The organism is Paenibacillus sp. JQZ6Y-1 (assembly GCF_040719145.1).
In the GTDB taxonomy this organism is placed as follows: Bacteria; Bacillota; Bacilli; order Paenibacillales; family Paenibacillaceae; genus Saccharibacillus; species Saccharibacillus kandeliae.
Genome location: NZ_JBFDUZ010000002.1, coordinates 570342 through 582216 on the forward strand (window position 1 = coordinate 570342; position 11875 = coordinate 582216).

8 protein-coding genes, 1 rRNA gene and 1 riboswitch are annotated in these 11875 nt (G+C 47.0%); of the genes, 4 read left to right on the forward strand and 5 right to left on the reverse strand.

Translation table 11 applies throughout. The features are described from left to right. Positions 1-204: 204 nt before the first annotated feature. Positions 205-1893, forward strand: a complete 1689-nt coding sequence (locus ABXR35_RS16215) for a PucR family transcriptional regulator (protein WP_367062761.1) — start codon at positions 205-207, stop codon at positions 1891-1893. Here ABXR35_RS16215 and ABXR35_RS16220 read toward each other — a convergent pair. From ABXR35_RS16220 to ABXR35_RS16240, 5 genes are all read right to left on the reverse strand, one after another. Then, a complete protein-coding gene (locus tag ABXR35_RS16220; RefSeq protein ID WP_367062763.1) occupies positions 1868-3226 on the reverse strand; it encodes an aspartate aminotransferase family protein in 1359 nt (452 codons plus the stop codon). The genes ABXR35_RS16215 and ABXR35_RS16220 overlap by 26 nt on opposite strands. Before the next feature lie 18 nt (positions 3227-3244). Continuing rightward, entirely contained in the window at positions 3245-4315 is a 1071-nt protein-coding gene (locus tag ABXR35_RS16225; protein WP_367062765.1) for an ABC transporter substrate-binding protein, read from the reverse strand. Positions 4316-4433: 118 nt separating this feature from the next. Beyond that, a complete protein-coding gene (locus tag ABXR35_RS16230) occupies positions 4434-5396 on the reverse strand; it encodes an ABC transporter permease (protein WP_367062767.1) in 963 nt (320 codons plus the stop codon). After that, on the reverse strand, positions 5396-6208 hold the full coding sequence (locus ABXR35_RS16235) for an ABC transporter permease (RefSeq protein ID WP_367062769.1): 813 nt from the start codon (positions 6206-6208) through the stop codon (positions 5396-5398). The genes ABXR35_RS16230 and ABXR35_RS16235 overlap by 1 nt, the downstream gene beginning before the upstream one ends. Positions 6209-6216: 8 nt before the next feature. After that, positions 6217-7038, reverse strand: coding sequence for an ABC transporter ATP-binding protein (locus tag ABXR35_RS16240; RefSeq protein WP_367062771.1), 822 nt, complete (start codon positions 7036-7038; stop codon positions 6217-6219). 513 nt (positions 7039-7551) lie between these two features. Beyond that, positions 7552-7651, forward strand: a riboswitch (purine riboswitch). Between the two features lie 177 nt (positions 7652-7828). On the opposite strand from ABXR35_RS16240, the gene ABXR35_RS16245 reads away from it, so the two are divergent. The 3 genes from ABXR35_RS16245 to ABXR35_RS16255 form a co-directional block, all read left to right on the forward strand. After that, positions 7829-9220 (forward strand): NCS2 family permease, encoded by a 1392-nt coding sequence (locus tag ABXR35_RS16245; RefSeq protein WP_367062773.1) that lies wholly within the window; start codon positions 7829-7831, stop codon positions 9218-9220. A 414-nt stretch (positions 9221-9634) separates the two neighbouring features. Beyond that, a complete protein-coding gene (locus ABXR35_RS16250) occupies positions 9635-10636 on the forward strand; it encodes an ABC transporter substrate-binding protein (protein WP_367062775.1) in 1002 nt (333 codons plus the stop codon). Positions 10637-11554: 918 nt separating this feature from the next. Further along, positions 11555-11875 (forward strand): 16S ribosomal RNA (locus tag ABXR35_RS16255); the annotation flags it as partial.

Genomic DNA, 11875 nt, shown 5'->3' on the forward strand with positions numbered 1-11875 from the left:
AATATATCTCTTTATATCCTATAATGAATCCATACAACTATATAACTGTTCTTATAAGTTATATATACTAACATATAATATACAAACTATAGTCAATTGCTGGTTTTATTACACTAGACAGACTGTCTAATTTCAAAAGTCTATTTTTTGACGGGTACCGGAAGGCGGGAAGTGAACCATTCAAACCGATGGGGGGAGCATACAATGAATGGACATCGCATGTTTACAATGGAGGATGCGCTGCAACGACCGTTGTTTACCGAGGCGCAGGTAGTAGGAGGGACAAATGGGCTGTACCGAGCGATCCGCTGGGTGCATGTGCTGGAAAGCGCTAATTTTGAAAGCCTCATTCATGGCGAAGAGATGATCTTGACGACAGGGCTGGGCTTTCATACCGATACGGAATCCGCATTATCCTTCATGCACAGCTTAATTCAGAAAAAGGCGGCATGTCTCTGTATTGAATTAGGTGATTATTTTACTTCCATTCCAGTAGAGATGATGGAGCTGGCGGATCAGCATGATTTTCCGCTGATTGTATTCACAAAGACGGTCCGCTTTGTGGATATTACGCTCGATCTGCATTCGCTCATTATCAATCGTCATCACCGGATGCTACAGGAATTGGAAAGTATTTCGCGTGAGTTCAACCGATTAACCCTCAGCTCGCAAGGCACTGGCAAAGTACTACACCTCCTGCACAAGAGTACGGAGCATCAGCTTGTTTATCTACAGCTGGATGGCAAGCCATTATTTTATCCAGCACTTGCACCAGAACGGCAGCAGGAGTTGCTAGAGCAGTTTGCGCAATTTAATGAGGGGATGGACGGTGTACCGCATGATGCTGCTCCCTATTTCCGCCAGTTGGATACACGTACGCTGGTACTCAAGCCGGTAGGCGCGCTGGATCAGACATGGGCGTACATTATGATGGTCTGCCCGCATCGTCCACAGGAATATGATTGTCTGCTGCTGGATTCGGCTGCACTATCGATTGCGCAGGAGCTGCTACGTACTCGTTATATGGAAGAACGCCGTCTCTTTTCGGAGAATCTATGGGTTGAGGAATTGATCAACGGGCGATTGGAAGATGAGAATCGGCTCAAAGGTCTGGTCGGACCTGATTTTAATCTGATGAACGAATGGCACTACCGCGTCTGCCTAATTGAGATTGAGAATCCGCAGGATGTACGCTGGAATAGCTCGGAAAATGAATGGGAATCGATCACCTTTCACCTGTCCATCGTGCTGCGTTCTATTCTGGAAAAGTATCTATTTCATCCACTGATCACGTTGAAAAATAACCGACTTACTGTTATTGCGCTGGATCGCCAATCGCGTTTGCCATCCAAGCCGCGTCTAGAGCAGGCGTTGCACGCCTTACAACATATTCGCTCTGACGATAAGCTGAAAGATCTCAATCTAATCATCGGCGTCAGCAAAATCGGCAAATCATTAAAAAACGCCTCCACCAGCTATCAGGAAGCGGTGCAGGCGTTGTATATGCATTCATGCTCACAGCATTCGTTGCTTTTTTATGAAGAACTGGGTGTGTACCAATTGCTGCTCAGTTTGAACGATGGCAAAATGCTGCAAACGTTCGTCCGCAATTATCTCGGTCCGCTGATCGATCACGACGAATCCAGAGGCAGCGAATTGCTGCTGACGCTGCGCGTCTATCTGGATCACGACGGCTCCAAGCAAATCGCCGCCCAGAAGCTGTTCATCGTGCGCCAATCTCTATACTATCGGCTAGATAAAATAACCGAGCTGCTGGGCGAGGATTTTATGTCACCAGAAAATCGAATCTCCATTCAAGTAGCGCTGCGCGCCTATCAACTGCTGTACCCAGAAAAGCTGGCGCTGCCTAATGTTCACTCATCACATGTTTGAAGGTAGCAATCAGGAAGTCCAGATCGGCATCGGTAGATGATAGCGGCGGGGCAAAGGTCAGTATATTATTGAAGCCAGCGACCGTATCGCCATTTTTGCCGATGAGCAATCCGCGCCGTTTGCAGCCAGCAATGATGCTTTTGACCATATCGAGCGAAGCAGGCTGGCGCGTTTCCTTATCGGCAACCAACTCGACGCCGCTCATCAGGCCGAAGCTGCGCACATCGCCGACAAGTGGGTGCTCCAGCAGCTGAGATAATTCCTGGTGCAGACGTTGTCCTAGCACGCGAGATCGTTCGATTAACTGCTCGTCTTCCATCAATTGCAGATTGCGCAGCGCCAGTGCACATGCCGCTGGATTGCCGCCGAATGTATTGATATGGCGGAAGTGCGAATACTCATCCGACGAATCCTTGAACGCCTCATAAATATCTTTGCGTACCGCAGTCGCCGATAACGGCAAATATCCGCTTGTTAATCCTTTGGCCATCGTAACGATATCCGGCTTAATGCCGAAGTTATGATGGCCGAACTTTTGCCCAGAGCGCCCGAATCCGCAGATTACCTCGTCGATAATGAGCAGCACACCATGCTTGCGACAAATCTCTTGTACCTTATCGGTATAGACGCGATGCGGCACGATAACCCCACCACCGGTAATGGCAGGCTCCATAATGACCGCGCCAATCGTCTCTGCGCCTTCCCAGACGATCATATCCTCAATCGCCTGCGCACATTGCAGATTAAACTCCTCCACCGATTGTCCAACCGGACGACGGTAACTGTCCGGCGGCGCCACATGTAGAAAGCCTCCTGCTAGTGGCTCATATTTATATTTGCGCTGCGCCTGACCAGTTGCCGATAATGCGCCGAACGAATTGCCGTGATACCCGCGATAGCGGGAGATGAATTTGTGGCGGTATGGCTGCCCAATCTGCTGATAATACTGTCGTACCATTTTAAAAGCCGCTTCATTCGCTTCCGATCCACTGTTGGAAAAGAAAATCACATAATCGCCTTCCAGCCATTCATTTAACTTTTCTGCTAGCTTGATCGCGGGCAGATGGCTTTGCGTCAGTGGAAAATACGGCAATTGCAGCATTTGCTCATACGCCGCTTCCGCCAATTCCTTGCGTCCATAGCCGACATTCACACACCATAAGCCAGACATGCCATCGAGATAACGCTGACCATTCATATCCGTGACCCAAGAGCCTTGCCCTGATTCCGCGATCATCGGCGGTGCGGCTTCGTTGTAAGGGGTAATATTGTGCCATAGATACTGACGGTCCTTTTGCAGAGCGAGTTCATGTGCGGTTTCTGACTTGATCATGATGGGTGTCCTCCTGGGTTATTGGGATTTGGTTGCCATATCCATGATTTCATTGGTATAAGCAGTTTGCGTATCGGCTGCTTTTTTGATGACACCGAATTGGAGCGCAATATCGGCCGTTTGCTTGAACATCGCATCATCGGTATAACCCATTTTTGATGCGTCAAAGCCTTCTGGTACGATCAGCTTCGCTACTTCCTCCATCATTTTGAGCTGATGATCTTTCGTTGTACTGCCGGATTCTGCTTGCTTCATCACAATATCTACTGCGCCTTCAGGGTCTTTGATGGCATCCTGCCAGCCCTTCAGCGATGCACGTACAAATTTGGCTGCGGTCTCCTTGTTGTCCTGTAGCCATTCACTGTTGGCAAATAGATTATCCTCCAGCATGGCGACGCCTTCCTTGTTCATATCAATCACATTCATATCAGCTGCCTTCACACCGGACTCCAGCGCCACCTGATACTCGTTGTACGTCATCGCGGAAGCGGCATCCAGCTCACCATTTAGAAATTGGTCCATCGTAAAGCCCTGCTTGGTAAAGCTCAGGTCTTTATTCGGATCAAGCTTGTACTTGTCGAACAGCGCCAACAATTCAAACTCGTTGCCACCCATCCAGTTGCCTACTTTTTTGCCCTTCAGATCGGCAGGGGAGTTGATATTGGCAGATTTTTTGGAGATCAGCACCAGACCGCTTTTTTGGAAAATCTGAGCGATCTGCACAAGCGGCATTTCCTGCTCCTGACTGGTTAATAGACTAGCCACCCAGTCCACGCCAATATCGGCAGACCCGCCAGCAACTTGCTGCTCCGGTACAATATCCGGGCCGCCGGGCAGTATCTCAACATTCAGCCCTTCATCCTTGTAATAGCCTTTATCCAGCGCCACATAATATCCGGCAAATTGTGCCTGTGGCACCCATTTCAATTGCAGCTTGACTGTGACTGGCTCTGACGAACTGCCTTCACTGCCTGATCCGGCAGCGCTTGAGCTTTCATTGGAGCCTCCACAACCGGCTAGCATCAACGCCAGACACAACATTACCGTGACCATCATACTTGCCCGCTTTTTCCAGCCCATGCCCTTCATATTTCCATGCCCCCTGTATAATTGGATATCGTACCCATGACCAGAAGTGGTCGAGAATTGCCAATATCGGACAAGATCAAGATGACAAGCAGGCAATCCACCGTTGGAACGGTTACCTTTATGCTTCGGTACGCTGGGACGAATGCCAGCGAATGAATACCTTCTCTAAGCGCTCCACAATAAGATAAAAGAGTACCCCTGCCACTGCTGCTAATACGATACAAGACCAACCAAGCGGCATCTTTGCCACCTTGACGGAATTGGACAGCAAATATCCAAGCCCTTGCGAGGAAAAGAAAAACTCGCCCACAATCGCACCGATCATACTGGCGGTCGTATTGATCTTGAGCGCCGTAAATACAAACGGCAGACTGTTCTGGATACGCAAATATCGGAATACGGATGGCTTGCTAGCCGCGTACGAATACATTAGATCTAGCGCTAGCGGGTCAACCGAACTCATGCCTTTGTAAGCATTGATCGCCATGGCTGCCATCGTAGTCACTGTCACTATAGCGATTCGCGAGCCAATACCATCGCCAAACCATAGATTCATTACCGGAGCGAGCGCAACAATCGGCACTGCGTTCAGTGCAGCGACTATAATCAGACTGGCGCCACCCCAGCGAGGCCAAGCTGTTGCCAGCAGCGCAATGACAAAGCCAAGCGCCGAACCGCACACCATGCCCAGCACCGCTTCGGTCAGCGTATAACCGGTATAAGATAACAGCATGCTCCAATTCTCTTGAATGGATTCTGCAATAGCAGAGGGGAGAGGGAGCTGATACTTTTTCAAATCAAACAGGGAATGGAATACTTCCAGCTGCCACAGTACCAAAAATCCAATGCCCGCCAAGATCGGCAACCAGACCTTTGAACTGTCCACTAGCATCGCGCGCAAAGAGAATGTTCGTTGCGTATCTGACTGATTTGAATGATGGTAATGTTGATCGGAATCGTGAGAAGAATCAAACGGCTCTGCATGATCAGAACGATCAGAAGCGCCATTTACATTGTCAGCATGAGTAGGCATGGTATGTAGACCAGTCGAGCGATTGTCGCTAGTATATCTGCTTTCCATTACCGCTCACCTCCTGCCGAACGAAATTCCGGCTGCCACGGCGCCACCAGTCGTTCGATTAAGCCAATCACCCAATAGCTGAGAATGCCGAGCAATGCGCCGACAACCACTGTTGCCCAGAACATATACACATGAGAGGGGCCGTAATACAGATTGCGTAGCATAATAACGCCAATCCCATGTTGCGCTCCCATTAACTCCACCAGAATTGCCCCCGTTACGGCGAGCGGTGCAGCAATTTTTAGACCGCTGAACAGACTTGGCAGCGCGGCAGGCAACCGTAGCTTCCAATATACGGTCCACGGACGAGCCGCATACGAATACATCAATTCCAGCGAAGACGGATTCACACTGCGTAATCCGCGTAGCATATTCAATGCCACTGGGAAAAAGGTAATATAGCCGGAGATAATAATGCGCGATATGTATTCATCCCGCACGATGCCATAGATGATTGGAGCAAGTCCCAGAATGGGAATCATCTGTGAGGCAATCGCATAGGGAAAGGTCAAGCGCTCCACCCAACGCGACAAACTCATCAGAATCGCCAACACCACACCCGCCGCCGCTCCGATCACAAAGCCAATGCCCGCATTACCGAATGTTGCACTGCCTTCTCGTAGTAGCGTTCCGCTATACTGAATACTAGTCAGCAGAATTTCATGTACATACGGCAGCTTGGACTGTGCAAGCGGCACCTGTGCGAGATGCAGTAGCGCCCATGATCCGGCTTCCCACAGCAGTAAAATCAGTGCAATCCAGACCAGCACTGGCAACATGCGATGCCGCATCAGCAGCAGATTCATTTTCATGCCTGTCGTCACACCCCTTCAAAGCTGTTGCGAATCGTGGCAATCAACTCAAAAAATTCTGGGCTATTGCGCATTTCCGCAGTACGCGGACGTGGCAGCGGAATATCGACCACTGCGGATAAACGCCCCGGATGCGGAGATAGAACGAATACTCGATCCGATAAAAAGACCGATTCCGGTATACTGTGCGTTACAAACACAATCGTATTCTGCACCTTGCTCCAAATCGCCAGCAGTTCCTCATTCAATCGTTCCCGCGAAAATTCATCCAGCGCTGAGAATGGCTCATCCATCAGCAAAATCTCTGGCTCCATCGCCAGCGCTCGTGCAATCGCTGCCCGCTGCTGCATCCCGCCGCTCAATTGCCACGGATACTTGTCGGCAAACTTGCCTAATCCGACCAGTTCCAGCAATTCCATTACTTTTTCCTCGCGTTCCTTGCGCGGCACATTCATCATTTCCAAGGGTAATGCCACATTATGCTTGACCTTACGCCAGTCATACAGCACCGGGCTTTGAAATACAATGCCGTACTTCCGCGCCAATCGCGCTTCCCGCGCACTGTTACCAGCAACCGTTACCTCACCGGATGTTGGTTCCAGCAGATCTGCCATCAGGCGCAGCAATGTCGTTTTCCCACAACCGGATGGACCAAGCAACGATACAAATTCACCTTTGGCAATATCCAGACTGACCTGATGCAAAGCCAGTACATCCGTCTGACCTGTACGATATCGCATCTCCACATCTTTAAGAGAAATTTCCGGTGTATCGGTTGGTGCAAGCGATACGTTTGTCACTGTGTTAGCATTGGTGGACAAGCTGGACATAATGAATCTCCTCCTTAAAAAAGCAATATGCTAAACGTGAAGCCGCTACATATGAAGAAGATGCAGATAATAGAATTGGCATGTTAGATAAAATAACTCTAATGTTACTTATCACTATGATTTCATTACTTTTTTCATAGTGAACAAAACCATATAAGCTTTTTAGTAATGGAAACAAACTTTTATCGAACGTTTAATGTTCTATTGACTAACATCATACTTTGGAGCTTTACTATTATCACTAGACAAAAAGTAAGATAGCTTACATAAAATTACGTCAGTTTGTCTATTTGACCTTTCGGGGAAAACGATATTGCTCTGTTTTGCAACCGTGTTGTCAGATTGCATCCAAATAGCGTGCAATTTGTCAAAATATTACCGAACATTGAGTGTGCGCTTACAATTTAATATTCGTATTTTTTAATTGACAACAATCAAAGCGTATCCTAGAATGTAACAGGTAAGTCATCTTTATATGACAAAAACAACACGAATGCGGATAAGCAATAAAGTTTTCGACAGCTGCAATTCTTTCGTATAATCCTGTGAATGGGCACAGGAGTCTCTACGTGATCACCGGAATGATCTCTCTACGGAATTCAGAATATGGCTTGTCTTTCTTGGTCTATGATTAGAAGTGGGTACGTGTATTGGTATACGTGCAGTAGCTCTACAATCAGAACCGGGAAGGCGGCCGAATCTGGCCGTGAGACCCCGATGAGTAATCGTACAATCGGGGTCTTTTGTCGTTTTCTTTATCTATTTTCCACAAGGGGGATAAGTATTTATTATGGAGCGTTTCTTTAAGTTGCGGGAGCATGGTACCAATGTGAAGACAGAACTGATCGCAGGTCTGACTACCTTCATCACCATGGCGTACATTCTGTTCGTCAACAATCTGTTCCTGGGACCTGATGGTGCAGGTATTCCTGCACAGGGCGTATTTTTCGCCACAGCCGTAGGTGCCGGTCTGGTTACCATTCTCATGGGACTGGTTGCCAACATTCCGGTTGCACTTGCACCGGGTATGGGGTTGAATGCCTATTTCATGACGGTTGTATTAAGCTCCAACGGTATGATCACGTGGCAGGCTGCATTGGGTGCGGTATTCCTGTCTGGTATTATCTTTATTATTTTGACCATTACCAAAGTCCGTCAGCTACTGCTGGTCGCTGTACCACATTCATTAAAAATGGCGATCACAGTCGGTATCGGATTGTTTGTTACTATTATTGGTTTGAAGCTAGGTAACGTCGTTTCCGTCTCTGCTACGGTGACTGGCGTAACGGATGTTGCTCAATTGGCTGGTCCAGTTACAGTCAAAGGCGGCGACTTCCAGCTCGCTCTGAGCGATTTCATGCACAACAAAGACACTTTGCTGTCGCTGATCGGTCTGTTCCTGATCGGTATTCTGATGGTCATGCGCATTCGCGGCGCACTGCTGATCGGTATTATCCTGCTGACCATTATCGGTATTCCGATGGGATTGACCGATGTGAGCAGCTTGTCCAATGCACAATGGTTGCCTTCATTTGATAACCTGGCAGTTGGACAGCTCGACATCAAAGGCGCAATTGGTCTGGGTCTGTTCGAGATCGTCTTCATCTTTACCTTTGTAGAACTGTTCGATACTTTCGGTACACTGGTCGGTACAGCTGAACGCGCTGGACTGTTCAAAAACCGTAAAGAAGGCGAGAAAAAAGTCAGCAAAGCGATGCTCGTCGATGCAGTCGGCGTTAGTGCCGGTGCGGTGCTTGGTACAAGTACGATCACTTCTTATGTAGAAAGTACATCCGGCGTTGCTGCTGGCGGTCGTACTGGTTTGACTGCCGTAACAACAGGTGTCCTGTTTATTCTGGCGCTATTTATCGCTCCGCTTGCACTGATGGTTCCATCCGCAGCAACCGCTCCGGCACTGGTGATTGTTGGTGTACTGATGATGAGCCAAGTGCGCAACATTGTATGGGATGATTTCATGCAAGCTTTCCCAGCATTCCTGACCATCATCTTCATGCCATTTACCAATGGTATCGCGAACGGAATCTCCGCAGGTATCATTGCTTATGTATTGCTTGGTTTCTTCTCCAACACATTTACCGGTCACAAAGTAAAAGTTCACTGGCTGATGTGGATTCTGGCAATCATCGTAATCTGCCGCTACGTATTCCTCGGCTCGGAATAATTAACACCGTTTTACGTACACAGAGGGGAGTTCTATAGTACACCTACCAAGGCTGAAGCGAACCCCTGTAATTTGTGTGAGTATACCTCTATTCTGTAATCTGTATGAGCATACCTCTATAATGTAGAGCTTATATTATGTTCAGCAGTAAACATCATGCTCTAATCCAAAACGGCAATTTGCAGCACATTATCGTGCTTGCAAATTGCCGTTTTCTTTATATCGCTTTCCAATCGTTTACACATTATTGTTTTGTTTTCTTAGCATATCATTTGTAATTTATCTACTGAATCTGATATAGTCTATCTTATCATTGATAATCATTATCATTTGCGAGTGGTGGTGTATTTTTAAAAGCGCCGCAATGAATAGAAACGTCATCGTTATATAAAGAAACATAAGGAGTGGACCATCATGAAATTATTCTACATATCTAAGTCTAGGCGCTATCGCAGCTCGTTATTACTGATTCTGCTGCTATTTGTAATCGGAGGCTGCTCGTCCGCACAAACAGCCGATACGAATGCATCTACCGCGTCTTCGGAGACTTCTTCAGAAGCCAATGCGGAAGGCAATTCCTCCGAGACAAGAACCTTCACTCACAAAATGGGCACTATCCAAGTGCCTGAACATCCGAAACGCATCATCGGACTCTATGTAGAAGACCAGCTGCAAGCACTTGGGGTAAAACCAGTCATGCAATGGGGATCGGGTGGACAGACACGTAACTATTTGGATCTTCAGGATATGCCAGTACTGGATGTGAGCGGTGGCGTTAACTTTGAAGCCGTACTAGCTGCCAATCCAGACTTGATCATTTTGTTCAATGATAGCCTTGCTGTGAAAGGCGGCTATGAGCAATTCTCTGCGATTGCTCCTACCTATGTATTTGATGATGCCAACGAAAATTGGCGCGAAAGTTTAACGACAATCGGCGATCTGCTACAAATGCAGGATAAAGCTGCTGAAGTGATTAAACAATATGATCAACAAGCCGCCGACTCAGCTAATATATTGAAACAATCAATCGGTAACGAAACTGTCGCTTTGCTGCGAATCGAACAAAAAGGAATGCTTCTATATGGAGGACCCAATAAAGGCTTCACAGGTCCTGTCCTATACGGCGACCTCAAATTACAACCAGAACCACTTGTGCGCGAATTGGCATGGGACGATTACAACAAACAAATCACCATGGAAACCATCCCTGAACTGACCGCGGATCACTTATTAGTCGTCGTCGGCAATCAAGCAGAAGAACAGGCGGAACAGCTATACGCCAATCCACTTTGGAAAAGCATTCCGGCTGTCAAAAACAATCAAGTACACGAAGTCGATTTTCTCACATGGATGAGCAGCGGCCCAATTGCCAACTCTCTCAAGATCAAACAAGCAACAGAATTGCTCCAAAAGTAATGATTTTAAAAAGCAATCATTTCTAAACGGTACCTCATCGTAGCAACTGCCCTATTATAGTAGATGACTTTTACTATTCAAAGAAGTTTGCCAAACACAATCCACCAGACGATAAAAGACCTGGTCGCATAATCGAAGTGAAGATCACGTATAACTATTCTTTCTATAAAATCATGATCTACAACGATACGGAGCATACTTGCAAGATAATTAACAAAAACCAAAGAGTAGCATGGAGACACATCCGTCCCTTGCTACTCTTTGGTTTATATAAGGAAATAACACATGAATATCAAGTGTAAACAATAGTGTTGAATAGCCAAGCATTTCGTACATGCAAATCGAGTGTGGGAGAGAGGGATGGCGACACATTCATCTTCAAAACACCTTCTGTTGTATCAAGTACTCTATACACGCTATCAAGAACTATCCCTGACCCTACAACAAAAAACGCATATGCACAGCGTAAGATCACTTTATGTATAAATTCGCTTATAGCAGCATAACAGTAATGTTTAAAAGCCCTCTATATTAGTAACAAGTAAACCTACAAAAGACAAAACAATACAGTGTATTATGAAGAAGTGAATTTTATTTGATAAAAGGGTTGCTTTTTATATCGTAATCATGGTAAGATCTAATTCCGGTCAAGAAACGACTGGTTATCACTTGAAGCGCCGAGCTTCGATCAGCTCCATGATCACTACGATCAAACAGACTGAAAAATAACTTCAAAAAAAGTTGTTGACAGCTAGTTGAGAAGGTGATAAGATATAAGAGTTGCTGCGAGAGACACTGAGCGGCAACGAAAGAGCTTGATCTTTGAAAACTGAACAACGAGTGAGTGAAGAACTTCGGTTCTTCAAATAGAGAGAACAGCAATGTTCTCGCCAGCAAGAAATGAGCAAGTCAAACACTTTTATGGAGAGTTTGATCCTGGCTCAGGACGAACGCTGGCGGCGTGCCTAATACATGCAAGTCGAGCGGAGTCGATGAGAAGCTTGCTTCTTTGAGACTTAGCGGCGGACGGGTGAGTAACACGTAGGCAACCTGCCCTTTAGCCTGGGATAACTACCGGAAACGGTAGCTAATACCGGATACTTTCGTTATCTGCATGGACGACGAACGAAAGACGGAGCAATCTGTCACTGAAGGATGGGCCTGCGGCGCATTAGCTAGTTGGTGGGGTAACGGCTCACCAAGGCGACGATGCGTAGCCGACCTGAGAGGGTGATCGGC

Excerpts from the sequence above, each read along its gene's own strand:
- ABXR35_RS16215 (WP_367062761.1), top strand. The coding sequence starts at position 205 with ATGAATGGACATCGCATGTTTACAATGGAGGATGCGCTGCAACGACCG.
- ABXR35_RS16220 (WP_367062763.1), bottom strand. The coding sequence starts at position 3,226 with ATGATCAAGTCAGAAACCGCACATGAACTCGCTCTGCAAAAGGACCGT.
- ABXR35_RS16225 (WP_367062765.1), bottom strand. The coding sequence starts at position 4,315 with ATGAAGGGCATGGGCTGGAAAAAGCGGGCAAGTATGATGGTCACGGTA.
- ABXR35_RS16230 (WP_367062767.1), bottom strand. The coding sequence starts at position 5,396 with ATGGAAAGCAGATATACTAGCGACAATCGCTCGACTGGTCTACATACC.
- ABXR35_RS16235 (WP_367062769.1), bottom strand. The coding sequence starts at position 6,208 with ATGAAAATGAATCTGCTGCTGATGCGGCATCGCATGTTGCCAGTGCTG.
- ABXR35_RS16240 (WP_367062771.1), bottom strand. The coding sequence starts at position 7,038 with ATGTCCAGCTTGTCCACCAATGCTAACACAGTGACAAACGTATCGCTT.
- ABXR35_RS16245 (WP_367062773.1), top strand. The coding sequence starts at position 7,829 with ATGGAGCGTTTCTTTAAGTTGCGGGAGCATGGTACCAATGTGAAGACA.
- ABXR35_RS16250 (WP_367062775.1), top strand. The coding sequence starts at position 9,635 with ATGAAATTATTCTACATATCTAAGTCTAGGCGCTATCGCAGCTCGTTA.